The sequence below is a fragment of the Ferrimonas pelagia genome, assembly GCF_039543565.1.
Taxonomy (GTDB): domain Bacteria; phylum Pseudomonadota; class Gammaproteobacteria; order Enterobacterales; family Shewanellaceae; genus Ferrimonas; species Ferrimonas pelagia.
Genome location: NZ_BAABJZ010000091.1, coordinates 10,398 through 36,197, shown reverse-complemented (window position 1 = coordinate 36,197; position 25,800 = coordinate 10,398). Strand labels below are relative to the sequence as shown.

Annotated in this window: 20 protein-coding genes; 16 read left to right on the top strand and 4 right to left on the bottom strand. The window is 58.6% G+C overall.

The genetic code is table 11. From position 1 onward, the window contains the following. Nucleotides 1-605: 605 nt before the first annotated feature. The 12 genes from ABEA08_RS14715 to ABEA08_RS14660 all read left to right on the top strand — a co-directional run bounded on the left by ABEA08_RS14715 (nt 606) and on the right by ABEA08_RS14660 (nt 15,221). Nucleotides 606-1,511 carry a peptidylprolyl isomerase gene (locus tag ABEA08_RS14715; RefSeq protein ID WP_345336101.1) on the top strand — a complete coding sequence of 302 codons (906 nt, stop codon included), beginning with the start codon at nt 606-608 and terminating at the stop codon, nt 1,509-1,511. Next, a complete protein-coding gene (locus ABEA08_RS14710) occupies nt 1,508-2,506 on the top strand; it encodes a HupE/UreJ family protein (protein ID WP_345336100.1) in 999 nt (332 codons plus the stop codon). The genes ABEA08_RS14715 and ABEA08_RS14710 overlap by 4 nt, the downstream gene beginning before the upstream one ends. A gap of 64 nt (nt 2,507-2,570) precedes the next feature. After that, nucleotides 2,571-3,314: a hypothetical protein gene (locus tag ABEA08_RS14705; protein ID WP_345336099.1), complete on the top strand. Its 744-nt coding sequence runs from the start codon at nt 2,571-2,573 to the stop codon at nt 3,312-3,314. A gap of 24 nt (nt 3,315-3,338) precedes the next feature. Next, complete coding sequence (locus ABEA08_RS14700; RefSeq protein WP_345336098.1) at nt 3,339-5,234, top strand: DUF3604 domain-containing protein; 1,896 nt, start codon at nt 3,339-3,341, stop codon at nt 5,232-5,234. A 59-nt stretch (nt 5,235-5,293) separates the two neighbouring features. Next, nucleotides 5,294-5,770: a DUF3299 domain-containing protein gene (locus ABEA08_RS14695; protein ID WP_345336097.1), complete on the top strand. Its 477-nt coding sequence runs from the start codon at nt 5,294-5,296 to the stop codon at nt 5,768-5,770. Nucleotides 5,771-5,807: 37 nt separating this feature from the next. Next, nucleotides 5,808-7,361, top strand: coding sequence for an ABC transporter substrate-binding protein (locus ABEA08_RS14690; protein WP_345336096.1), 1,554 nt, complete (start codon nt 5,808-5,810; stop codon nt 7,359-7,361). Beyond that, a complete protein-coding gene (locus ABEA08_RS14685) occupies nt 7,354-8,307 on the top strand; it encodes an ABC transporter permease (RefSeq protein ID WP_345336095.1) in 954 nt (317 codons plus the stop codon). Before ABEA08_RS14690 ends, ABEA08_RS14685 begins: the two co-directional genes overlap by 8 nt. Beyond that, a complete protein-coding gene (locus ABEA08_RS14680; RefSeq protein ID WP_345336094.1) occupies nt 8,294-9,097 on the top strand; it encodes an ABC transporter permease in 804 nt (267 codons plus the stop codon). The genes ABEA08_RS14685 and ABEA08_RS14680 overlap by 14 nt, the downstream gene beginning before the upstream one ends. Further along, entirely contained in the window at nt 9,087-10,520 is a 1,434-nt protein-coding gene (locus ABEA08_RS14675; RefSeq protein ID WP_345336093.1) for an ABC transporter ATP-binding protein, read from the top strand. The genes ABEA08_RS14680 and ABEA08_RS14675 overlap by 11 nt, the downstream gene beginning before the upstream one ends. Before the next feature lie 86 nt (nt 10,521-10,606). Next, nucleotides 10,607-11,266, top strand: a complete 660-nt coding sequence (locus ABEA08_RS14670) for a Crp/Fnr family transcriptional regulator (RefSeq protein WP_345336092.1) — start codon at nt 10,607-10,609, stop codon at nt 11,264-11,266. Nucleotides 11,267-11,448: 182 nt separating this feature from the next. After that, nucleotides 11,449-13,551: a TonB-dependent receptor gene (locus tag ABEA08_RS14665; RefSeq protein WP_345336091.1), complete on the top strand. Its 2,103-nt coding sequence runs from the start codon at nt 11,449-11,451 to the stop codon at nt 13,549-13,551. Between the two features lie 395 nt (nt 13,552-13,946). After that, a complete protein-coding gene (locus ABEA08_RS14660; RefSeq protein ID WP_345336090.1) occupies nt 13,947-15,221 on the top strand; it encodes a hypothetical protein in 1,275 nt (424 codons plus the stop codon). A 77-nt stretch (nt 15,222-15,298) separates the two neighbouring features. Here the strand turns inward: ABEA08_RS14660 and ABEA08_RS14655 are convergent, their stop codons facing one another. Continuing rightward, nucleotides 15,299-16,135: a MaoC/PaaZ C-terminal domain-containing protein gene (locus ABEA08_RS14655; protein WP_345336089.1), complete on the bottom strand. Its 837-nt coding sequence runs from the start codon at nt 16,133-16,135 to the stop codon at nt 15,299-15,301. 81 nt (nt 16,136-16,216) lie between these two features. Next, on the bottom strand, nt 16,217-17,167 hold the full coding sequence (gene dsdC, locus ABEA08_RS14650; protein ID WP_345336088.1) for a DNA-binding transcriptional regulator DsdC: 951 nt from the start codon (nt 17,165-17,167) through the stop codon (nt 16,217-16,219). Nucleotides 17,168-17,302: 135 nt separating this feature from the next. Between dsdC and ABEA08_RS14645 the strand changes: the two genes are divergently transcribed. Next, nucleotides 17,303-17,593, top strand: a complete 291-nt coding sequence (locus ABEA08_RS14645) for a hypothetical protein (protein ID WP_345336087.1) — start codon at nt 17,303-17,305, stop codon at nt 17,591-17,593. Here ABEA08_RS14645 and ABEA08_RS14640 read toward each other — a convergent pair. After that, nucleotides 17,571-17,741, bottom strand: coding sequence for a hypothetical protein (locus ABEA08_RS14640; RefSeq protein ID WP_345336086.1), 171 nt, complete (start codon nt 17,739-17,741; stop codon nt 17,571-17,573). The genes ABEA08_RS14645 and ABEA08_RS14640 overlap by 23 nt on opposite strands. A 325-nt stretch (nt 17,742-18,066) precedes the next feature. Beyond that, the gene (locus ABEA08_RS14635) at nt 18,067-19,542 is read right to left on the bottom strand and encodes a peptidoglycan DD-metalloendopeptidase family protein (protein ID WP_345336085.1); all 1,476 of its coding nucleotides are present in this window, start codon (nt 19,540-19,542) and stop codon (nt 18,067-18,069) included. A gap of 447 nt (nt 19,543-19,989) precedes the next feature. Between ABEA08_RS14635 and ABEA08_RS14630 the strand changes: the two genes are divergently transcribed. Genes ABEA08_RS14630 through ABEA08_RS14620 form a run of 3 tightly spaced genes read left to right on the top strand, consistent with a single transcriptional unit; the run spans nt 19,990 to nt 25,561 of the window. After that, nucleotides 19,990-23,718, top strand: a complete 3,729-nt coding sequence (locus tag ABEA08_RS14630) for an ATP-binding protein (RefSeq protein ID WP_345336084.1) — start codon at nt 19,990-19,992, stop codon at nt 23,716-23,718. After that, nucleotides 23,715-24,347: a condensin complex protein MksE gene (locus ABEA08_RS14625; protein ID WP_345336083.1), complete on the top strand. Its 633-nt coding sequence runs from the start codon at nt 23,715-23,717 to the stop codon at nt 24,345-24,347. Before ABEA08_RS14630 ends, ABEA08_RS14625 begins: the two co-directional genes overlap by 4 nt. After that, a complete protein-coding gene (locus ABEA08_RS14620) occupies nt 24,344-25,561 on the top strand; it encodes a phosphoenolpyruvate carboxylase (protein ID WP_345336082.1) in 1,218 nt (405 codons plus the stop codon). The genes ABEA08_RS14625 and ABEA08_RS14620 overlap by 4 nt, the downstream gene beginning before the upstream one ends. Nucleotides 25,562-25,800 lie beyond the last annotated feature (239 nt).

Sequence of the window (25,800 nt, the reverse complement as noted above, 5' to 3'; positions counted from 1 at the left end):
TACCGCCTTGTAAACGAACGGTGTGCATTCTGCTAACCATACACTTTGCCATCAAGCCTGTGAAAGCCTCTACTCTGTCGCTTAAACGTAAGCTTGCACGAGCGACGGCAGCGCTTTAATTACTTACCAAAAACGTTGAACCACAAGCCAAAATAGAATTACAGCAAAAGCCAACACCGTATTGACGAGTGTAATTTCTCGCGCTGATGAATTACATCACATCAACCAACCTTATCGTTACTCCCTCACATCAAACTTCGAACACTCATTAAAGTCGCGTCTATTTTTAGCGGTGAATTATCGTAAGTTAGGCCACTGGTGAATCACCTTCAGGCGACAAGCGGTGCAATTTAAACCTTGACTACCAAGCGCAATAAATCACGGCTCCATCATTTCTCATTACACGCCATTGCCACCACTCACCGTTAGGTAACATTACACCCTAGGTAATTACACCTCGGTGGTTTTTTATTGATCCAAACGACACTTTTCAAGACTTCCCTCACGGTCAATCAACTTGCCAAGCCAATTTCTCACTGTGAGAAGTTGACCCTCCTCCCCCTTGATAATCTCTCGCCATATATTTGTGCCAGCCGTAGAAGATTATGTCTATCCAGTGTTGTTTTAAGAAGATCGTCCAAGAGCCTCTGTTTGTTTTTTTGTTCATTGGGGGAGGGCTGTTTGCCCTGTATGACCAGGTTGCCGATGACTTTGAGGTGGTCCTGGATGACAACAGTCAGATCGAAGTAACGGAAACCCAGATCAACTCTCTGGCGGCCAACTTTGAGAAAATGTTTCGTCGTGCCCCCAATACCAGCGAAATCGACAACATGGTCGATGAGTTTATTCGTGATGAGGTGCTCTATCGCGAAGCCATCGCCATGGAGCTGGATAAAGGCGATATCGCCGTACGTCGTCGCCTGCTACAGGTGATCGACTTTATCAGTGAAGATCTGGTCAGCCTGGCTCAGCCACAAGAGCATGAGCTGCAGGCGCTGCTAGAAACCTACCCAGACCGCTACCGTCAGGCGGATCGTTACTCCTTCAGCCAGGTCTTTATCAACCCGACCCGCCACGGTGATGCCACCGAGCAGCACGCCGCTCAGGTTCTGGCTCAGTTGCGTGCGGACGACAGCCAGTACACCCAACTTGGCGACAACAGCATGCTGCCCCATCGCTTTAGCGATGCCCAAGCCTGGGAGGTCGAGCGTCAGCTGGGCGAGCGCTTTAAGAGTGATCTGATGGCGGCCGAGTCAGGTCAATGGATCGGCCCCATCCATAGCCGTTTTGGTAAGCATCTGATCAAGATCGACGCCATTGATGCCGGGGGCCAGCCGAGCGTCGATGAGATCCGCGATGTGCTGATCCAGGATCTGCAGTTTGAGAAAACACTCGAAGCCCGCGACGTCTACTACGCCGCCCTGCGCGATCAATACCAGGTGCGGATCGAGCGCGACGGTCAATGGCATGACGCCGCCCCAAACTCGGTTGCGACTGAGGTGGTGCAATGATCCGTCGCCTGTTTACCGCCCTGTGTCTCTGGCTGTCGCTAGCCGGGCTGGCCGTGGCCGACGAATACCGGCCCGGCTATCTGGAGCTGCAGCAAACCGACAACAACATGTACCACGTGCTGTGGAAGGTCCCCACCTCGGAAGACAACGGCCTGGCGGATCTTGCCCTGCGCTGGTCTGACGATGTGCGGATCCTTACCGCCCCTCGGCGCAGCTATAACGCCAGTGCGACTATCGAGCGCTTCACCATCACCCGCGACGGGGGCCTGACCGGCGCCGTGATCGCCATCGATGGCCTGGACACCACCCCAACCGACGTACTGGTCCGGGTCGAGCATGAAGATGGCATGTCGGAAACCATGCGTCTAAATTCGAGCCGCACCGAGTACACCATCCAGGGCGTACCGCAGTTTCTCGACGTGGTTTACACCTACATGCTGTTCGGTATTGAGCACATTTTGGAAGGGGTCGACCACCTGCTGTTCGTCGCCTGCTTGATCTTCATTGCCGGCACCGGCCGCCGCATCCTGATCACCATCACCGGCTTTACCCTGGCCCACTCGGTCACCCTGACTCTGGCCGCGTTGGAATTGGTTCATGTGCCGATCCTGCCTATTGAAGCGGTGATCGCGCTGTCCATCGTGTTCCTGGCCCGGGAGATCTTGCTCAATGATCGGCAAACCCTGACCTGGCGTCACCCCATTACGGTCTCCGCCAGTTTCGGCTTGCTGCACGGCTTTGGGTTTGCCAGCGCCTTGACCGACATGGGCCTGCCACAAAATGAGCTCCCCGCCGCCCTGCTCTCTTTCAACATCGGGGTTGAGTTGGGGCAACTGCTGTTCGTCGCCGTAGTGCTGCTGTTGACCCGTGTCGCCGTGCGCAGCGGGTTAACGTCACGAGCCTGGCGCTATGCGCCCCAGACCGTGATCACCTATGGCATTGGGATCCTGGCGGGATTCTGGACCGTTATGCGGATCGCGGATTTCTGGATCTAACCGCTTTCCCCCTTTTTTACCGTGCGCCACCCGAACGACCTAAAAAACATAAGAGGAACATCCGTTGAAACAGCTAGTACTTACTACCGCCATTGCGGCCTTGTTGTCTGCCCCGGCGTTTGCTCAAGACGACCAGTTGGAAGACATGTCCGATCCCTTGGCGGTCTACACCCAGGCCGGCATGGGCTACACCGACAAGGGACTGAACATCAAGGTTGGTCGAGCCTACGACACCGGCATTGAAAATGTTGCCGCGATGACCGTGTTTGAGGTGAAAGGCTTCACGGGCGACACCCTGGGTTGGCGCGATGAAGCCAACGACAGCATTGATGAGATCCGCGTGCGCAATTTCCGCGCAGATCTAACCAATGGGCGTGGTTCTCAAGTGGACGCCTCCTACAACTTCAATAATGAAGCGGGCAGCGTCTCCTACAGCTTCCTTCAAGCCCTACCGAAAATGGGTCCGGTACAGCTGTTTCCGCTGGCGGGTCTGGGCCTGGCGGTCGCCAATGACGTCGACCGCGGCTATGAGATCCCCGGTGCCTTCGCCGTTATCGGTGTCTTCGGCAAGTTGGAGATCACCGATAAGATCTGGCTGAACTACAACCCGATGTACATGTCCGCCCTGTCGGGCTCTGAGGTGTTCAAAAACATGGGTTTTGAAGGCGATAGCAGTGTGCTTATGCACGAGTTTGCCGCGTCCTATCAGTTCACCCCACGCTTCAACATGCGTTACTTCGCCAACTGGTCTGAAAACACCGACTACAACGATGGCGGCCATCGCATCGAATTCAACTACCAATTCTGATAAGCCACTCACTTAGGGATGATGATGAAAAAGAAGATAACTCTGCACAAAACCGCCGTTGCCGTCATGGTATCCGGCCTGTTCGCTGGCGCTGCGCTGGCACAGGAGGAGACCAACCCGGGCTACTCACCGTTTGTCGACAAGGACTACCCACGCACCGTGTACTTTGGTGACACCCACATGCACTCAGCCTTCTCCGCCGATGCGGGCATGCTGGGACTGACCATGAGCGCGGAAGACACCTTCCGCTTCGCCCGTGGCGAAGAGGTAAAAACCTCCAGTGGCATGCGCGCCAAGATCGACCGTCCACTGGACTTTATGGTATTGGCCGACCACTCAGAAAACCTGGGTCTGGCGCCTATGCTGCTTGAAGGCAATGAGATGCTGCTGGAGAACGAGACCGGCAAGCGCTGGCTTGAGCTGTACCAGGCCGGCCTGGGTCGTCAGGTCTACTTTGAGTGGGCCAGTCGCTCAGCTTGGGGTGGCGATCAGATCAACGATCCTGAGGTCAACCGTGTCTCCTGGCACCGCCTGCTGGAGGTCAATGAGCGCTTCAACGAGCCAGGGATCTTTACCGCCCTGCACGGCTACGAGTGGAGCTCTTTGAACGGCCAAGACGCCCCGAGTAACCTGCACCGCGTGGTGATCTTCCGTGATGGCATCGATGTCGCCAAGCAGACGATGCCCATGTCCGCCTTTAAATCCCACGATCCAGAACGCCTGTGGGACTGGATGGAAGATGCTGAGAAAAACGCCGGTGCCACCCTGCTGGCTATCCCGCACAACGGCAACCTCAGTAACGGCCTGATGTTCCCGAACACCCGCTGGAACGGTGAGCCGATCGATGAAAGCTATGTGGAAACCCGTGCCCGCTGGGAACCACTGTACGAAGTGACGCAGATCAAGGGTGACGGTGAAGCCCACCCTGTGCTCTCTCCGGACGATGAGTTTGCCGATTTCGGCACCTGGGACCGCTCCGACATCATGGGCTGGAAGGCCAAGACCGATGATATGTTGCCTGGCGAATACGCCCGTGAAGCATTGAAAACCGGTCTAAAACACGAAGAAGAGCTGGGAACTAACCCGTACCAGTTTGGTGTGATCGGTGCGACCGATTCCCACTCCTCCTTCGCCAGCACCCGTGCCGACAACTACTTCGGCAAGATGGCCGAAGGTGAGCCTTCCGCTCACCGCATTAATGGCTTCGTGGTCAAATCTGCCGTGGGTGATGACGCCCTGTCCTCCCGCTCCTATGAGGAGATGATCGGCGGCCTGGCGGCCGTATGGGCCACCGAAAACACCCGTGAGGCTCTGTTCGACGCCATGCAGCGCAAAGAGGTGTACGCCACCACGGGTAATCGCATGTCCGTGCGCGTCTTCGGCGGTTGGGAGTTTGAAGAGAGTGACATCTACTCGCCATACTTTGTCGATCTGGGCTACAGCAAAGGCGTCCCGATGGGCGGCGATCTGGTCGATGCACCGAAAAACGCAGTACCACGCTTTATGATCCAAGCTCAGCGCGACGCCATGGGCGCCAACCTGGAGCGGGTTCAAGTGGTGAAAGGCTGGCTGGACAGTGACGGTGAGACCCAAGAGCGGATCTACGATGTGATTGTTTCCGACGGCCGTACCATCGGTGAAGATGGTCGTGCTCGTGAGGCCGTGGCCAGCACGGTTGATCTGAAGGACGCGTCCTACAACAACTCCGTGGGTCAGCCGATCATGGAAGGCTTCTGGCAGGATCCGGACTTTGATCCAAACCTGCGTGCCTTCTACTACGTGCGCGTGTTGGAGATCCCAACCCCGAACTGGATGGCGTATGACGCCAAATACTTCGGTAACGAGATCCCGGCTGAAGCCGTGATGGAGATCCAGAACCGCGCCTATACCTCTGCGATCTGGTATACCCCGGCGAAATAACGCCTGATCCCACTGCCCATCTCCGTGATGGGCAGTGTTCTTCCATGGAAATCCAGGTGATGAAATATTGCACGACCCTGCTCCTACTATTGAGCCTAACGACCCCCGCATGGGCCACAGAGCGTACCCTCGGTTGGGGCGATCTGATGCCACAGCTGAGCGAGATCCGCGCTCAACTGGGGATTGCCGAAACCGACCCGCCACAACCCCTCGACTGGCAACAGGTACAAACCCTGCTGGTACAAGAGCTTGACGGCCAACAGATCCGCCTACCCGGTTTTATCGTGCCCTTGAGCCACGATGATACCCGGGTCACTGAATTTTTGCTGGTACCCACCTATGGTGCCTGCATCCATATGCCACCGCCGCCGCCGAATCAACTGTTGCATGTTCACTACCCCGATGGGATTGAGGTGCAAGATCTGCAACAAGCGGTTTGGATCTACGGCCAGATCCACACCGAAGGCGAAGATAAAAGTGGCTTCGACGCCGGCTACCGTCTTGATGCCCGTGCCGTCGAACTCTATCAGCCCTAAGCCAGTGGCTTAGCTCCTGGCTTAATCAGTGAGACCCATGAAACGCAAAACCTCCCTCCGTATCGCCCTACTGTCACTGCTCAGTGCTATGACCGCCTGGTTGATCCTTACCTTTGATGCCACGGATCCGGCCATCACCCTGTCTATCGGTGGACCCTTTGAGTTCACCAGTCAGGAGCCCAGCAAGGACGGTTTTATCTATACCCGCATGCAGGTGGCGGAAACCTTGGTTAAGGTGGAGCCCGATGGCACCCTGACACCGGGTCTTGCCAGCCATTGGCAGGAATCCGACGACCGCCTCCGTTGGCGCTTCGAACTGCGCGAGGGGGTGCGTTTCCACGATGGCACCTTGATGAGTGCCGACAGCGTGGTGCAAAGCCTGCGCGCCGCCCTGACCAAACCCAGCATGCTGCACCAGGCCAATATCGTTGCGCTTAGCAGTGATGAAGAGGCACTGCTGCTGACTCTGGCTCACCCCTACCGCTCGCTGCCGGCGTTGCTGGCGCACTACCACAGCGTGATCCTGGCACCGAACTCCTACGACCCTGACGGCAACGTCCATCAATTGATAGGCAGCGGTCCCTACCAGATCCATGCCGTCAAGCCCCCGCACAAGCTGGTGACCCGCCGCTTCGGCGACTACTGGGGTCCCAAGGCCGAGATCGAATACGCCCGCTATCTGACCGGCCACCGCGCCGAGAGCCGCGCACTGCAGGCGCAGAGCAACCAGGCAGATCTGATCTACACCCTGGATCCGGCCAGCCTGGAGATGCTGGGACGCTTGCAGCAGGTTGAGATCGCCTCCGAGTCGATCCCTCGCACTGCGATGATCAAACTCAACAACGGCCACCCGATGCTGGACACCCCAGAGGTGCGCCAGGCCATCAGCCTCGCGCTGGACCGCACCGGCATGGCCGAGCACGTGGTCCGTGTCCCCGGCAGTGAGGCCTACCAATTGTTTCCACCGTCGCTGGCCGCCTGGCACCTAGCGCAACCGCCGCAACAACAGCGGGATCTGGCCAAGGCCAAGGCCCTGCTGGCCGACCAAGGCTGGCAAGCGGACGACGAGGGCCTGCTCTGGCGCGATGGGGTGCCATTTGCCCTGCCGCTGGTGACCTACGCCGACCGCCCAGAGCTGACGGTGATCGCCACCGCCATTCAGGCTCAGCTGCGCGAAGTGGGGATCCAACTGACCGTTGTGGTCGACAACTCCAGTGCCATTCCCGCCGGCCACCACGACGGCAGCCTGGCGATGGCACTGGTGGCCCGCAACTACGGGGTGATCGCCGACCCCCTCGCGGTGATGCTGGACGACAATGCCAGCCATCATGGCAGTGATTGGGGCCATATGAACTGGTCCGATCCGGCCCTCAACGCCCTGCTCGACACCATGACTCAAAGCCGTGACGCCGACGAGTATCATGCTCTGGCTCAGCAGGCAGCGTTGCACTACGCCGAAGCCATGCCGGTGATCCCCGTGGTGTTCTACACCCAGCAGATCGCCATCGCTCAGCGGCTGGATAACTTCCAGTTTGATCCCTTTGAGCTTAACTACCGCCTTAGCGAAATGAGATTTACCCCCCATGATTAAGCTGCTTTACCGCCGCCTGATGCAGGCGATCTTCGTTGCCTGGTCGGTCGGCAGCCTGACCTTTCTGCTGATGCACCTGCTGCCGGGAGACTTTGCCTACCGCATTGCCGCCGGACGCTATGGCTATGACCACGTCACTCAGGCCGCCGCCGATGCAGTGCGCCTCGAGCTGGGGCTGGACCGGCCCATCTGGCAGCAATACTTCGCCTGGCTCGGGGATCTGCTGCAGTTTAACTTCGGCAATTCGCTGGTCTCCGGCGCGCCCGTACTGCAGGAGATCGATCACCAACTGGGTCACTCGCTGCAGCTGGCCCTCTATGCGGTGGTGATCTCGCTGCTGATCGCCGTGCCCGTGGGGATCTACTGCGGTAAGCGGGCCAACAGTGTGGCCGATCGCTTTGGCCTGTTCACCTCGGTGATGCTGCGGGCCCAGCCGGTGTTTGTGATCGGCCTGCTGCTGGTGCTTACCCTGGCAATGAACATAGGTTGGCTACCGGTGGCCGGATTTGGTGGCAGTCAGTACCTGATCCTGCCTGCCATCGCCCTGTCCTTGTCGCTGGCGGCGCTGTCCAACCGCATCATCCGCAACAATACCCATCAGGTGATGCATTCCAGCTATCTGCAGTTTGCCCGGCTTAAGGGCCTGAGCGAACAGCAGGCGTTTGACCGCCACGCCGCGCCCAATATCGCCCTGCCGGTGATCGCCTTTGTCGGCGTTCAGGCCGTCAGCCTGATCGAAGGCATTGTGATGATCGAATCGCTGTTCTCCTGGCCCGGTATTGGCCACGCCTTGGCCCATGCCATCTTCGGCCGCGATGTGCCGATGATCCAGGCCACCGCGCTGATGATGGGCCTGCTGTTTGTCGCCATCAATACCGCGGTCGATGTCATCGGCTATCTGCTCGATCCCCGTCAGCGCCAGGAGGTGGAATATGCTGAAGTTTGATCTCCGTGCCCCGACCACCCTGCTGGGCGTTTTTCTGCTGTTCGCCCTGCTGATCTTGGTACTTTTCGAACAGCTCGCCCACGGCGTCGACGGCACGGTGCAGTTGCTTGACAACGCCTTTGCCCTGCCCAGCTGGCAGGAGCCACTGGGTACGGATCAGTTCGGCCGCAGCAATCTGGCCCGGCTCTCCGCCGCCATCCAGATCTCGCTGTGGATGAGTCTGCTCTGCGTCATCACCGCTGCCACCCTGGGCACGGTTGCCGGCATTGCCGCCGCCTGGCTGCGCGGCTGGGTCGATGCCAGCATCGGCTTTGTCGTCAACGTCCTGATGGCGCTGCCGGGGCTGATCCTGGTGCTGTTGATCGGCGCCCTGTTCCCCGGCTCGTTTACCGCCCTGTACATTGCCATCAGCCTGGTGCTCTGGGTTGAGTTTTTCCGCGTGGTCCGCGCCCAGACCCTGTCGCTGCTGGCCAGTCCGGAGATCGAGGCCTCACGCCTGTACGGCTTCGGTCCGCTCTATCTGTTCCGTCGCCATCTGTTGCCGCGCTTGCTGCCCAGCCTGCTGCCGCTGGCCTGTTTCGGGGCCGGCAACGCCATCCTGGCACTGGCCTCCATCGGCTTTGTCTACGTCGGTTTGCAGCCGCCCCGCGCCGAGCTGGGTCTGATGATGGTGGAGCTGTTCCCCTATTACAGCGATGCCCCTTGGGTGCTGGCTCAGCCGGTGCTGTGCGTGTTTGCCTTGATCCTTAGCTTCAACCTGATCGCCGGAGGCTTCCGCCATGATCATTAATATCGAGAACCTGTTTATCCGCAGTGAGGATCAGATCCTAGTGGAGAACCTGTCACTGACAGTGCAAAGCGGACGCCCCATGACCATCCTCGGTGAGACCGGCTCCGGTAAGAGCCTGTTGGCCAACGCCATCGTCGGGATCTTACCGACGGGACTGAGCCAGGAGGGCCTGATCAGCCTGTTTGGCCGGGCCGATCTCAGCCTGGCGGAGCGTCAGGCCCTGTGGGGGCGCGAGATCGCCGTGCTGCCTCAGGAGCCCTGGCTCGCCCTCAACCCCATCATGCCGCTTCAGGAGCAGGTGCGCGAGGTCGGCGAACTGGTGATGGGCCAGTCCGACGATCAGAGTCGACGCCGCAGCACCAGCTTGCTACACAAGCTGGGGCTGGCGAAGGATCACGCCAAGATCCCCTCGCAGCTGTCCGGTGGCATGGCTCAGCGTGGCGCGTTTGCCGCCGCCACCTATGCCGGGGCTCAGCTATTGATCGCCGACGAACCCACCAAGGGGCTGGACGCCAGCCGCCGGGATCAGATCGGCGCCATGCTCAAGCAGCACGGCCAGCAAGGTGCCTTGCTGACCATCACCCATGATGTACAGCTGGCAGCGCAGATCGGCGGCGACATCATGGTAATGCGCCAGGGGCAGGTACTGGAGCAAGGGTCCGCTCAAGAGGTACTGAACGCGCCCAAGTCCGATTACGCCAAGGCGCTGATCAACGCCCAATCCGATCGTTGGCCATTGCGCGCCCAGCGGCCAACCGGGGAAAACCAGCTTATCGTTCGCGGCCTGAGTAAGCAGCGCGGCGGCAAGACACTGTTCCGTGACTGGGATTTTGAGGTACGCCGAGGCGAAGTGCTGGGCTTGTGTGGCGACAGTGGTTGCGGCAAGAGCACCCTGGCGGATCTGCTGTTGGGCTTGGTGAAAGCCGACAGCGGGCAGATCAAGGCGACGGTGCCGTTTGGGCCGCAACAGTGTCTCAAGCTCTATCAGGATCCACCTTCGGCCTTTGCCCCCGGGGTCACCTTGGGCCAATTGCTGGAGGATCTGATCCGGCTGCATAAGCTTGATCGCCAACCCATCGGCCCATTGATGCAGCAGCTGAAGCTGGATCCGGGCTTGTTGGCGCGTTCGGCCAGCGGGGTCTCCGGCGGTGAACTGCAGCGCTTTGCCATCCTGCGGGCGCTGCTGATGCAGCCCAAACTGCTGGTCGCCGATGAGCCCACTTCCCGGCTCGATCCCATCACCGCCCGTGAAGTCACCGAGCTGCTGGTGGATGCGGCCCGCAGCAGCGGCTGTACCCTGTTGCTGATCAGCCATGATAGCGGTGCGATGCAGCGGGTGTGCGATCGGATCTTGCAGTTCACACCCGACCGTCCCTTGTTGTCCGAGCCGTTGCTCGGAGCCAGAGCACAGCAATGTGCCTAAGTCAGCGTTCGGGCAATGCCAAGGCTCTGGCATTGCCCGAACGGCTTTGAGAACGTAGACAGCAGGATAAGGTGGATGACGAAGAGATGAAGAAGACGAGCGACAACCGGGACTATGCCGAGATCTTAAGTCGGTATGTTGATCCCCAGCGTTACCCCAATTTTTATCAGTTGTTTCTGCACAAAGGCAGTCTGCACACCTTGGCCGCGGGAGAAAACCTGGTGCAGCAGGAACAGGAAGCCGAGGCATTTTGTCTGGTGCTGACCGGCGACGTCGAAATCTCCATGGTGTTGCCCGATGGGCAGTTGTCCATGATCACCCGGGCCGGTTCCGGTGCCTGGCATGGTGATCTGCCCTATCTCGATGGCGGCAAGCTACCCTGGCGCATGGATGCCCTCACCCAAGTGACGGAGATCCGCCTGCCCTTCAATGCGCTTAACCAAAACAGTGTGCCGGATGGCGAGCTCTACGGCTGCATTGCCACTAATCTCGCCCGGCGCATGCGTATGGCCCACGACTTTATTAATCAGCATAAGGTGAAGTCGGTCAAAGAACGGCTGCTGTTGAAGCTGACGAAGATGGCCGACGATGCGGGCGAGGTGACCATCACCCAAGAGAAGCTGGCGGCGTTTATCGGGGTGGATCGGAATAAGATCTACCGGACGCTTCGAACCCTGGAAAGCGAAGGGATGCTCAGCGTCGGTTATCGCAAGATCCGCCTGTTGCAAAGCGCTCCCCTCCAGTAATGGCTCCACCTCCTAGTCATAGGATGCTCGTAACCAAGGATGGATCGGACTTGCTCCGAAACACGTGCAGATCTTCGGCCGTGATTGTCGATGGGATCGGTACTTTGGTGATCCGTTGTTGACCCCAAATTGCACCAGCCATCCTCGCCATGATCCAAACAGATAATTAAGCGACAAAAATAATGAAAACGAACTTTACCTTGAGCGTGATCGCATCTGCACTTGCAATGGGATCGACTGCTGCCGTCGCCGAGTCTTTGGTGGAGGAGGACGTCGAAGTGCTGCAGATCCGCCATGTGCCGCAGCCCTATCGCGGCAACGTTCCACCGGAAGCGTTGCCTCAGGCGGTGGTTGAGGTCGAGGGTGCGGATCTGGGCGTAATGGGGATCACGGATCTGCAAAATGCCCTGTCCCAAGTGAGCGGTGTTGTTCCGATGCAAAACTTGGGGGGGCTGTGGGACGCCTTTGCCATTCGCGGATTTAGCGGTGATGAGAACCTTCCGTCGGCATATCTGATCAACGGTTTCAGTGCGGGCCGTGGGTTCAGTGGCACCCGGGATACCGCGAGCGTTGAATATATTGAGGTGCTCAAGGGCCCCGGGGCGGCGTTGTATGGCCGGGGGGAACCGGGCGGAACGGTGAATATCGTCACCAAGAAGCCACAGTGGGCCCCCGAAGGGATGCTGCAGATGGGAGCCGGTCGTTTTGATGATTATCGTTATGAAGGTGACTTTACCACTGGGCTGACCGACAGCCTGGCGTTTCGCATCAACGGCAGTTACATCGATAGCGGCAGTTTCCGCGATTGGGTCGACACTGAAGCGTTAGCCTTGTCGCCGTCACTGCATTGGCACGTTAGCGAGGCCACCTCGCTGTTGTACGAAGGCGAGTTCAATCAACAGCGCCGGCCTGTCGATCGCGGCATCATTGTGTTGGAGGGGCAAGCGCCGCTGGCCCAAGAGCGTTACCTCGGTGAGCCTGGCGATGGCAATAATGAGGTTGACGCCAGCGGGCATCAGTTGACCCTGTTTCATGAGTTGAATGAGAACTGGCGGCTGTCTGCGGGGCTGGGGCTACGGGAGTCGTCGCTGGTGGGGTTCTCCAGTGATGCGGAGCTGGCGGAGTCTCGCCAGCTGATCTTCATCGATGGTGAAACCCTGAGTCGTCAGCATCGCAACCGCGATTACAGTACTGAGGATCGCTCGGCCCGCTTTGAATTAAGCGGTGAGATGGATTGGTTTGGTGTGCGGCATAACCTGTTGTCTGGAGCCGACGCGTACGACTTTACTTATCACAATGTGATGAATCGCTGGCGTCCTAATGCCGGTGACGACAGCTACTCAATTAATGTATTTGAGCCGGTCTATGGCCAAATTGCACCGGAATTGTCGCCGCTGACCAACCGAACCGAGCGACATCAGGCCTTTGGCTTCTATCTGCAGGATATGGTGGAGTTGAGTGAGCAATGGCAGATATTGTTGGGGGCGCGCTTTGATCACCTCAAGCAGCGGATCGAAGACCATCTTGTGGATGATACTCAGCAATTGGAACTGTCTCAGTTGAGCCCACGTGCAGGCTTGGTGTATCAGCCCATTGATGGCCTGAGTCTTTACGCCAGCTACTCCGAAGGATTCAACCCAAACTCCAATATTGACCGCCACGGCCAGGGCTTTGAGCCGGAACAGAGCAAGGCTGGCGAGCTTGGTCTCAAATGGCAGGGGGCGGCCATCACCGGATCCTTGGCGCTGTTTCAGGCCAATAAGACCAACGTGCTGACCGCGGACCCGCTCGACCCCAACTTTATGGCGGCCATTGGTAAGGCGCGTAGCCAAGGGGTGGAGCTGGATCTGTCTGCACAATTAGGTCTGAATACCCAGCTGGATCTCAGCTATGCCTATATCGACGCCCATACCCGCAATACGGTGACCGATGCCGACTGGGGTGTGGAGATCCCGGCAGGTGCACCATTGCTTAATATCGCCAAACACAGCGGCTTTATCAATCTGCGCCACAGTGCCCATTGGAAAGGGCGGCCGCTCGATTTAGGTGGTACCTATCACTATGTCGGTGAGCGCTTGGGAGAAACGGTGGATCCGGATTTTTGGCTGCCGGCGTATCAGCGTGTCGACCTATTCGCCAGTGTCGAGTTAAGCCAATCATTGTTACTGCGAGCCCGGATTGAAAACCTGTTCGACACCGAGTATCTGGTCTCCTCCTACGCGCGCCTTTGGGTCCAGCCCGGTGAACCGCGCAATGCGCAATTGACGGTGCAGTACCGTTTCTAAGCGGCAACAAACCCCCGCTCGGACATCCATATACGGTTCAAGGGAAGCGGACAGGTTCAAAAAGGTCAGAGCATTCGAAATCTCGAATGACTCCTTCTGCCGCCACAGCGGTCTGTCAATCATGTACTAACCCAACGCAATGTAGCAACGTGCTGTGGTGCGTAACTCACTATTCTTTCGTGAGTTGAATCGTAGAGCCCACCATTCATATGAATTTTCATGTGCCGCGCGATTCAAACATCATCACAACTGGACACACAAATCACGCGCTGCGCTAGTGTCGCGAGCAAATAGGCTTGGCGAATTGACTGAACGGCAGCGGGCATTGGTTGACAGCCCTTTGGCCACATAACCCTCTGAGTTAACATGGCAAAGTATGCTTAGAGGGACTGACTATGCTGAACTACACCTATCTAGGAACGGTTGATGATGCCGTGGCCCGCTACCCGTGGGATCTTGAGATTGATCTGGCCAACTTTAATCAGATGCTGGTCCGTAAAGCCCTGTTAGGCGAGCCCATCCTCATCAACGATGGCTACCTTCTCAATCTGCCCGCGGCACGCACCGCGCTGATGTTCCCTGAAAAATCGCCGCTCAAGGCCCTGATCGAAGCGAACTTCGTGCGGATCCTGTCACGCAATCAGGATCTGCTCGCTCTGCCCGAGCAGATGGCCGATCGTGGTGTCGAGAGCTTCCAGCGCTTAGTTAAGTCCAACGAATGGGCCACGTTACGCAGCACATTACGCCCCTGGAAGGGGCTGTTAGCCACCAGCAATAACTTCGTCAATTGGCCCAACAAACACATCAGTCATGGCTTCGATCTGATGATCCGCCGTACCTTTGCGCTCTCCCCGGCCCAAGCGGGTTTAACCGCAGTAGCGACGGACACCTGGCAACGTACGCTCGCGGGCTATGACGCCTTAAACCAATACGATAAAGAGGCAACTCGAACCCGCTGGGAACAAGCCGCCATTGCGGCTGTGGCGCAGACACAAGCGAGCCCGGAGGCGCTGCGCCAACTGATGGGCTTGGCCAACAGCGCCTATCACTACAATTTTGGGATCTGCTTGAGCAACTATGACGCATTGCAAAATGGCCGGATCTTAGTCGAGACCCGCTACAGCGAGGCCTTTGCCGCCCTCACCCAGCTCGACAGCGCTCCCAGCCTCAGCCAAGCCAGCGTCCCCGCCCTAACCATCCCCAAGGGCTTGCCGCTGGGCCATGGTCATCTGTGGAAGAGCCTGGCCGATCCCTTCAGCGACATCGCCCAGATCCGCCACCAGTACAACCTCGCCATGGAGGCCTTTATGGCCGGACAAGGCGATCATGCGGCTTTGGCCGACGCGGCAGGCGCCTACTCTCGTGCCCTCTCCGCCCACTTTGGTCAGGCTAAGGAAACCAAGCCATTAGGGCAAAAGATCATCGGTCTTGGCTTCCTCGGGGTGGGCAGCCTAGGCGGCCCGGTGACCGGTGCCCTGCTGTGGGCGGCCGAAAATCTATTACTGCCAACGGTGATGCGCCGCTTCCAGATCAAAGACAAAAAGTTCTTTACTCAAGACGGCGATCCACTGGCCCAGATAGGTGATGTCAGTCACAAGCCTTTGATCAGCTCGATGGCGCTGGATCCCACCCACAGCGCTCGGCTCGCTGCGCAGATCCCCAGCTTCTAGCGTAGAGATGGGATCTCGCCCAGCACAAACCAACGCGGCGCCCTCAGGGGCGCCGCGTATTCATACGGAAGGCATTGTCAGTCCAAAGGCTCAAACTGCCCCTCGACCAAAGGTTTACCGGCCTCGTTTAACAAACGGATGGCCCCTTGGCCGAGCTCGGCACGTCCGTTGATCGGCAGCAACGCTGGTCGTTTAAAATCAAAGTTGGCGGATTTAAGCGGCGTTTTGATCTCGGCTAGCAACCGCGCCACCATATACATGCCATGCGCAATCGGCGCCTCAAACCCAAACGGTTTGGCTGTCCATTTGTGCAGATGGATCGGGTTGTAGTCGCCGGACACCCGTGCATAGCCTCGCGCCCGTTGAGGATCAAGCTCGATCGGCGAGCCCGCCTGCCACTGCTGCTCGATCTTACTCTCGCGCGCGGCGCGACGTCGGCGTCGACGCTCCCCGATTGCCGGCATCTTGATCAAGCAGCGGCTGCGATACCCCGCCAACTCTTGGTGGCCATCGGTAAAACTGCCCACCAGCTCAAACTCCAGCCCCATCTCAGTGCGCTCTTGCTTACCGACCGTCAACTCAAAGTGATAGGTCTGCTCCAGCGACAGCGGCGCATGCTGATGAAAGCTAACCCCCATATGGATCATGCCGAGCGGCTTGATCGGCGTAGTGGGATCGGTCAGCAACATCAATTGCAGCGGCTGAGTCGCAACAAAGAGGTACGACAGCGACAGTACATCCTGCTCGAAGCCGCAGCACGCGTTATAACGACGCAGTTTGAGCCGATCGAAAGAGAAGTCTTCCACCCGAATGCGACTGGCTGGCAGCTCTGCATTGTCGCAGCGCTTGGTAAACCCCTTCCAAAGTAGGGTTAAGTTCGAGGGGATCTGATCGGGTCGGATCGATTGCTGCATCATTATTTCCTATATCCTGCATCGTATTGCAGCGCATAAGAATACCCGTGTTACAGCCGATCTGAGGCCCGACCACGTCAATCACTGATTGAATTTCAGGCGATTGCGTTGCTGCTCCCGTTGCTGAATGCTCTCTTGCGCGTGCTCAGATAGCCACTCAAACATCGCTTTAATGGCCGGCACTTCGGTTCGATCCGGGTGGCACACCATCAGATAACGTTGCGCGGCCCGGACAAACGCATCGAACGGCACCACCAGATTACCGGCCGCCAGTTGGGGCGCCACCATATGCCAGCGCCCAATCGCGACCCCTTGGCCCGACATCGCTGCCCGGTAGGCCAGATCGGCCCGGTTAAACACAAAACCGCGCTCAACATCCAGATGCGCTAACCCGGCGTCACGCGCCCAGTAGACCCACTCGGTATAAAAGCCGGTGCCCTGCCACGCGGTCTCATCGTGCAACAGCAAACAACCGCTTAAGCCATCCGGATTTTGCCAAAGATCGTGTTGATCGGCGTACTCCGCGGTACAGACCGGCACCAGGAACTCATCAAACAGTTCTTGCTCGTGCAGATTGTGCCGTTCGGGCAGATCGTAATACACCGCCACATCCACTTTCTCATGCTGAAAATCGGTGCTGCGACTCTGCGCGCGCACCTGCAGCGTCAGTTTTGGGTATTTAGAGTGAAGATCCCCTAGGCGTTCCGCCAACCAGCAGCGGGCAAAACTGTGGGGCACGGCGATGCTCACCGTGGAGGTAAACTCCTGCTGGCGCAGATCGCGAATGGCCGAGTCCAGATCCCCCAAGGAGTTTTCCAGTACGGCCAGCAATCCTTGGCCCTGCTCGGTCAACTGTAAGCGACGGTTAAAGCGCAAGAAAAGCTTAAACCCCAGCTGCTCTTCAAGTTTTTTAATGCGATGGCTCACCGCACTTTGGGTTAAGTGCAACTCTTCGGCCGCCTTGGTAAAGCTCAGATGCCTTGCTGCACTGGAAAAACAGTACATCGAGGATAAAATGGCGCTGCTTAACATGGCTCACTCGCATTAATTCAAATCATTCGAGAATAATCATAAATCGTTGTTCAGTGTTCGCAACTCTTCGTATACTTTTTCCCATCAACAACGAGACGACGCTCACATATGCCTAGTGAGGGAGTTAGCAGTTCCATGGCGTCTCGTAAGTCGCAAATGTTCCGTTTCCTCAGTAATTTTCGGTTTTGCGCAACAGTAAGTTTTTTTCGCCCGCTCAGTTTGAGCGGGTTTTTTTTTGCTTTTTTCCTGCCAAACAAACTCAAGATCTATCCCAGCATTCGCGACGTCTCAACCGGACGTACCGAGATCAGGCTCCGCTTCACCAACGCCCCGCTGCGCGATTGCCGCACCGTGGCAGAATTGGCGCTCAAGCTCGGGCTGCAGCACGATCCCTTCAAGGCATTCAGTCCTTTTTTTCGATCGTGATCTCCAGGGTTTTGCTGTTGCCTGCAAACCACTTCTGCACATACAAGGTTCCCATGATCGGCGCCGTTCCTTCGTCAGGGACTTCGGTATAGCGAACGCTGTTCTTGGTCTCTTTCTCGTATTCAAATTTGACGATTTTCTTTGCCATGCCTTTTCTCCTCTTAGCGATCTTTGTGCACAAACTAAACCTTTGCTTGCTGATAGCAACCACAGGACGCAAGCCGGTATGACTGACTGATCCGATCGCATCAGCGCGCTCCCGCCCCACCATCCTGAGGCGCCCAGCGGGCCTAACTGACCGACATATCGCCAGCAGTAACCGAGTCCGCAGCCTCTCCCCCTGAACGACACTGGACGCCGGTTACGCTTGCTGTCGCGCAACAATGGTAACCGGTGGGGCTGTGGTAGGCTCCGTCGAGCCAAGTCGATTGGATCCTGCGAGGCGAAAAAAAGCGCCCGTAGGCGCTTGATCTTCACTCGCCGTAGGACGAGTTGTCGGGTTCAGGCTCTGGCCGAGCCTGACTTTGAGCGATCAGATCCGTCATCTGGCTCTGGTATTGATAGACCTGCGCCAAAAAGGACTGCTTGTCACTGTCTGCGACCGCCGTCGCCATCGGGATCCGCGCATTCAGCGAATCGACGGCGCGACCATTGATATGAAACTCATAATGCAAATGTGCCCCAGTTACCCGGCCGGTCGCGCCCACCGCACCGATCTGCTGACCCCGGGTTACGCTCTGACCTCGGCGCACATCGATCCGAGACATATGCAGATAGCGGGTACGGTACTGACCGCCATGCTCCAGCACCACATATTTGCCCGCAATGGGGTGATCCTCAACCCGACCGACCACGCCATCACCCGCTGCCAGGATCGGCGTACCGGTCGCCGCCGCATAATCGGTACCGTTATGCGGCGAAACGCGGCCCGTTACCGGATGCAGACGATTGGGATTAAAGCGCGAGCTGATCCGATGGTCCCGAGAGAATGGGTGTCGCATAAATGCCCGCGCCAAGCTTTGACCATCCTCGTCGTAGTAGCTGCCGTCATTGTGCAGATAGGCAGATTGGAGCCAGTTGCGCCCCTCAAACTCTACGGCCAATAAGCGATGCTTGCCGGTCGCCACCCCATCGATCGACTGCGACTCGCGCAGCACCCGCACGGTATCTCCGGCGCGCAACTGACGTCGGAAATCCAGCTTGTCCTTAAACAGATCGGTGATCTGCTGCACCTCGGCGCTGCGCACACCCGCCCGAGAAGCCGCTTGCGAGAAGCTGCCGTGGATGGCCACTTCCGATGAAGACGCCAGCCAATCGCCCTCGAGGATGATCTCCTCAACCTCGAAGCTCTCCTGATGACGGCTAAACACCACCCGGTGCGCCATATCGAATTCCACCTCAAGCTGTTCAAGGCGATTGGCCGCTTCGTCCACCCAAAACCGCAAGCGGTTGCCCGGCATCAAGGTATCCAGTGCCAAGTAGGCGTAATCCGCCTCCAACACCTGGTACATCTGGCGTTGGTTAATGCCAAAGCGACTGAAGATCCCACTTAGGGTGTCGCCCACGTTGACCGAATACTCCAACTGCGCCGGACGTTCAGTCAGTGGCAGCGCCGCCAGCGCTTCCGCCTCCAATCGCGCGCGCTCCTCCGCCTCCTCGGCCTCGCGTTGCAGCGCCAAAGCCAGCTCAGTGGCGATCTGTTCGGCCTCATCGATGATCTGAGGATCACTTTGCACCTGCGCCTGCACTGGCGCACGGCGCGGGATCTCGATCGGCTCTGGGGTGATCAAGGGGACGGTCACCGGCTCCGACTCAGGCCAGTACAGTGCCACGGCCACAGCAAAACTGATCCCGGAGAGTGCCAGCGTCGCCTTAGGGGTCGGCTTGAGTGCCAAGAGCCAGCTCGGTGTCGGGTTGGCCGGGCTGATACGGCGTGCTTGTGGTCGCACTGGGGCCTGCGACTGACGCTTTTTCAGCTGGCTTTGTAAGCGACGATTCTGTCGGCGGATCCGATCAGCTTCGCTTACGCTTTTCCCAATTCCAAACACACGGCTGCCCTACGAAAATTAAAATGGGGTTCAAGATGCGACTTTGACGCGTAGCTGTCAAATGCGGGGTCTAATTATTAGATCCACACCTCAAGCACAAGTGATTTTCATTGAAAATTTATATCTGACTGATTTTAGTCGTGTATGTCCTTTAACCGAACACGAAATCAGCGAACAAACCACTCTCACGAGAGCGTTTAGATCGAACGGCAGATCAAGTGTTAAGATACCCTTTTACGGACTTCGAGCTCTGCGCAAGATAATCTGGCAGCAGAGCACTTTTTGCTCGTTCAAAGTCATAAAAAGATGACGTTTCTCGAGCAAATAAGCAGATTTAGGCAACCAACTATGTCGACACTGAACCGGATCATCTTGATCAACACACACCTGCCCGGTGAGGTAGAGCTGAAAACCCACGGCCATACCAACATCTGTGGCACCAACGCCTCAGGGAAAACCACCCTGCAGCGCTTGGTTCCCGTCTTCTATGGCGAGTACCCCAGCCGTGTCGTACCCGCGACCCGTGACAGTTTCGAGCGTTGGTACCTGCCGACCGAATCCAGCTTTATCATCTACGAATATATCCGTCCGGACGACAGCCTGGCACAGGCGGTGATGAGCTCGGCCGGCGATGGCAAAGGCGTACAGTACCGCTTCGTCGCCAAGGCGTTCGACATGAACGACTACATCAAGTCCCGCACCGATGACAACAAGGTGGTGTGCTGGAACGCCACCGAGCTGCGCCGCGTGTTCCGTGAGCAGGGCGTGGCCTTCTCCAACGCCATCAGCAGCGTCAAAGACTACCGCGCGGTGATCCAGAACGATCGCAGCCTGATCGCCACCGCCAGCAACGGCAGCGAGCTGCGTCGTCTGGCCGAACAGTTCTCCCTGTGTGAGTCCAATGCCACCCTGCGCCACATGGAAAAGCTGGTGCGCGCGGTGCACTCCAAAGAAGGCAAGATGGAGACCATCCGTCAGATGGTTGCCGCCATTTTGGAAGAGGACGGGGTAGAAACCCCGCAGACCCGCCTGAACCCCGCCCGGGTCGAGGAGTGGATCAAAGAGAGCCAGTTGGTGGCCCACTTCGAAACCATCCGCCCTCAATTCAGCAAACTCGAGCAACGCTTCGATCAACTTGAAGTGTGCGAGTTGCAGCTAAAAGGGCTGGCCGATGGCTTTGCCAACGACAAGATCGGCCTGCAAACCCGCCTTGAGCAGCGCAGCCGAGAAAAGCGTGAAGCCGAGGCCCAGCTGACCGAGCTGGCCAATAACTACGAAGCCGACACCGCCGAAAAGAAGGCCGCCCGCTCCGATGCTAAGGCCGACGCCGACACCCTGGAAACGCGGCTGGAAACCATCGAAGATGAGCATCAGCATTGGCTGGATCTGGAGATCGAGCAGATCAAACGGGATCTCGACGCCCTGCCCCAGTGGCGTGCCGATCTTCAGTCCCTGCGCGGCCGTGCCAAGCTGCTGACCGAAAAGCACAGCGACATCGAAGCGACCTATAACGAGCGTCGCGGCCAGATCGAGATCAGCAACAACGCCGCACTGGAAGCCCTGCGCGAGCGTCAGGATCAGGCCCGCAGCCAGCAGGCCGATCTGAAACAGCAGCAACAAAACCAGATGCGGGAGCTGGAAGACGGCTTCCGCAACCAGCGCACCGCCGCCGAGCAGCGCCACCATGGCGAGCTCAAGGCCCTAGAGCTGGATCAACAAAAGCTGCAGATCCAGATCGACGGCGCCGGTTTCAATACCGACGAGCGCCGCGCCCTCGATGTGCTCGAGTCGCGCATCGATCAGGCCTATCAACAGCAGCAACAGGCTGAGAAGGAGCTGGATCTGGCCCGCGATCAGGAACAGGCCAAGCGCAGCGAGCGGGCGCAGCTGCAGGAGCAGCTCAATGGCCTGCGCCGCAACGTCAGTCACTGCCAGTCGCAGTTCGATGCCATCGACGCCCTGCGCTTCCCCAAGGATCACTCACTACTCAAGTTCCTACGTCAGGAGCAGCCAGATTGGATCCACACCTTAGGTAAGGTGATCCGTCCTGAGTTGCTGGCCCGAGGCGATCTCAAACCGGCGCTGCTCGACAATGCCGCCCAAGCGGATGTGCATGGCCTGTATGGCGTGGCACTGGAGCTGGCCAACATCGACGCGCCGGATTATGCCCAGGACGAGCATGCGCTGGAGCAACAGGCCGAGCAGGCCCGCGTCGCCCTCGAGCAAGCCCGCGCAGCCCAAGCGGAGCTGGAAACCCTGATCGCGGCGCAACAGACCGAGCTACAGGCCCTGTCCGAAGCGGTGATCCGCGCCCAGACCCAGTACCAGAACACCAAATCCCAACACACCCGCCTGATCGACGAGAAGAAGCAGCAGACCGAGCAGTTCCGCGCGGCCGTGACCGAGCGCAAACTGGCCAGCCAGAAGCAGCTCAAAGCGGTCCAGGCCGATCTGGCCCGGCTGCGCAGCGAGTTCGACGGCTTTATCGAGCAGCTCAAGGAGCAGCAGCTCGAAGCGCGCATGGATAAGGAAACCTTCTGGCAGGATCGTCTCGGCGGCGTCGAGCACAACCTGCAGCAGATCAGCGCCGATCTCACCGCCCGCCGCGAGCAAAAAGCCGAAGAGTTGGCCGAATGTGAGCGCTGGTACCAAAGTGAGCTGAAGGCCCGAGGCGTCGACGACAGCCAGATCACCGCATTGAAGCAGCAGATCGGCCAGCGCGAGCAAGCCATCGCCCGAGTGGATGCCATGCGCGACGAGGTGAAGAACTACGAGATCTGGTTCAAGGGCCCCTTCTCGGTGGAGAAACCGCAAAAGCTGGCGCAGCTGGCGAAGGCACGCCAAGAGGTGCTGGAGTTGGATCAAGTCCTCTCGGCACTGGAGCGCAACTTCAAATCCATCCGCAAGGAGCTCAAGACCGCCCAATCCGAGGCCGAGCGGGATCTCGCTCAGGGCAACGAACAGATGGCCAGCCTCAATGAGTTGATCAGCGAGCTGACCAAGCTCAAGCTCAAGGGCCCCAAAGGCGGCGCACCCCTGCCGAGCGAATACCTGCCCAGCGGCGAGCTGGACGAGCGCCTGCGCGATGCCCGCGAGAAGCTGGAGCAGCGTGACGGCCATCGCCGGGTGATCCGCGAGCAGATCGATCACTTCGACGGTCAGATCGGCCAGAAGGCCGGCCCCGAACTCGCCGCCAACTGGGAGCAGTGGCGCAGCGACTGCATCGAGACTGCCGACAGCGGCGTCGCCAAGCTGGATCACATCAAGATGATGGGCCACCTGCGCCATATGATGAACCACATCGTGCCCCAGCGCCTGGAGGTGCTGCGCAGCACCGGCCAGACCTTCGGCATCGATCTGGAGAGCTACTACTCGGTTCTGGCCGACATCGACAAGCGGATCGGCACCCAGTCCAAGCGGATCACCCGCGAGGTGGGTGAAGAGCTGTTCCTCGACGGCGTCTCCGGCTCGGCAGTGCAAATTCGCTCACGGATCTCCGATCTCGACTTCTGGGATGAGCTGAGTGAATTCATCAAGGCCCACCAAGCCTGGCGCGATCAGGACTTTGCCGGCCTGCCCGGTGAAGAGTACGCCCAACTGCTGCGCCGCGCGCTGGAGGTGATCGGCCGGACCGCCCTCACCGGCTCTGTTGCTAAGCTGCTGGAGATCGAGCTGCGCCTGCGCGAAGGCAACTCCGATCTGGTGATCCGCACCGACCGCCAGCTCAACGAGTCCTCCAGCCACGGCATGGCCTACCTGATCCTGTGTAAATTCTTGCTGGCCTTTACCCGCCTGCTGCGCGGCAACTCCACCGCCATCGTTCACTGGCCCATTGATGAGCTGGGCACCCTGCACCATGTCAATGTGAAGAAGATCTTCGACGCCTGTGAAAAGAACTATATCGCCGTGCTTGGCGCCTTCCCCAACCCGGAATCCGAGGTGCTGAGCCTGTTCGAGAACCGCTACATCATCAATAAACAAACCCGGCAGCTGCAGGTGGTGCAACCGAAAGTCAGCCCCATCGCTGCCCGACTCAAAGCCCGTAGCCAGACCACAGAGCAGGAGCAAAGCGCATGAAAACCGAAACCGGACGCGTGATCGAGGCCCTGCTCAAGGGCAACTTTATCTGTCGGATCAGTGACGAGGCGGCCTGGGAGCTGCTCAAAAACGACGACAAACGCCAGCAGGTCAAAGATCATCTGGCGATCCTCAACCGCACCGTCACCAGCGCCGCGGGTGACACCGTGTTCTTCTGCAGCTACATCGATCTGGCTGAAGACGAACGTAAGGTGATCGGCAGCCAATTCAATGAACTGGTCGGCTCACTGCAGCCACTGGTGAACTGGATGGTGCTGGTGCAGGAAGCCGGTGCCGGCGACGAGCCGCTCAGCGAAGGCGTGCGGGTGCGCCTCAATGAGCTGCAAAGCACCATCGAGGATGTCCCCGCCCTGTCGGAGCAACTGGCCAAGATCGCCCGTTACCGCCTGTTCAACTCCACCTCCACCAGCGTCGATGGCCAGCTCAAGCAGGTGTTCAAGCGCCTGTGCGAGCTGGGTTACCTGATCCGCCCCAACGTCGAGAAGCAGATCTACCAAGCCACCGGCAAGATCGAATACCTGTACGAGGTGCTGCGCTTTATCGACGAAACCGAAAGCCTGGCCCTAGAGCAGAAGGCGGAGGCAATGCAGCAGGAGGATCTGCTGTGAGCAGCAACCTGCACAAAGTCGGCAAGTCCTTCCTCAATCAGTTGGCCCGCAACGCCGACTTGTTGATGGACACCTACCTGTCCGGCACCGTCGACGAAACCGCCGACAACGCCAAGGCGGTGGCCAAACTCACCGCCGCCGGTGTCCTGCGCCGCGGTGAAGCGGACGAGCCACTGCGTCTGGCGCCCAGTATCCGCACCATGCTGGAGGACGCCCTCAAGGATGAAAAGGGCCGCCAGGTCGACACCAACGTCGGCTCGGCGCTGGCCACCATCAAGACGTTGGCCCGCCACTATAAGGAGGCGCAGCACCTGCACGACTATCCGGCCGCCGACGCCTATCTGGCGGAGCTGGCCGAATTGGTGTTCCACCTCAAGGAGAGCCTGCGCCACAGCACCCGCTCCCTTTGGTCACGGATCAACAACGAGTTCGGTTACGTCGGCACCATGGACGCCAAGATCCGCGAGAACCAGCTAGCCCAAGATCAGGTCAGTGAGCTGCTCGGCAGTCTGGAGCTGTTCCGCTTCGATGAGCTGGCCGAGCTGGCCGGTGACGCCCGCGAGTTGCGCCGCCTTTTGGTGGTCAGCTTGCAGCACACCATGGTGGAGTGTACCGGCGAGCTGGCCGTGGTGCAGAGTCGGTTGCTGGCGCTACTGGGCCGCTTCCGCGAGATCCAGGGACGGACCCGCCTACTTAAGGGCTTCCTGCTTCACTGCGAGCAGCACCCGGATTATCAGGTGGACGATCACGTTGCCCGGGTCAATGTGCCGCCCCTGCTCAATCAGGGTCAGCGCTGCCTGGCTCCGGCTTCCGTCGATGTCGCCGACGGCAACGAGGAGCGCGCGCTGATCGAGCTGGTGGGCTTGATCCGCCGACGCGAACGCACCGCCGCAGAGCAGAAGCAGGCTCAAGCCGACGCCTTTGCCTTAGGCCAAGCGGCCGCGTTTGAGCTGACCGATGAAGGGCTTAAGCAGGATGTGGACGAGTTTTTCTGTGCCGTCATCGATCAGGCCAAGCAGCTCTCTGCGCTGGAGTACCATGAGCAACAGCAGTTGGCGTGGCCACAGGAAGCTTGGCTTTACCAGGTGATCGGCAACTTCGATAGCCTGCCCGCCGAACAGCGAGAACACTTCGGGCTGGATCCCGATCTGCGCGACGATCCCATCTTCTCTGGGGTCAAATACATCGAAGATGTGCGGATCTGGCTGCAATAACACCGGATCTGCCGCACAAGCCGACTAAGGATCCCATGCCTGAGTCGGCTTTTTTATCGGCTCCTTACCGAGCCCAAGCGCCGCCAAACAGCAAACCACACGCACGAGAATAGCAAGAGAGCGTGTCTATCGCGCTTCGCCCTCTCCCCGCCAAACAAGATCACACGGATTCACGATCGCATGGTGATGGATCCGCACCGAATTTCTAAACAAAATCAAACTGACCCACCGCCATAGTG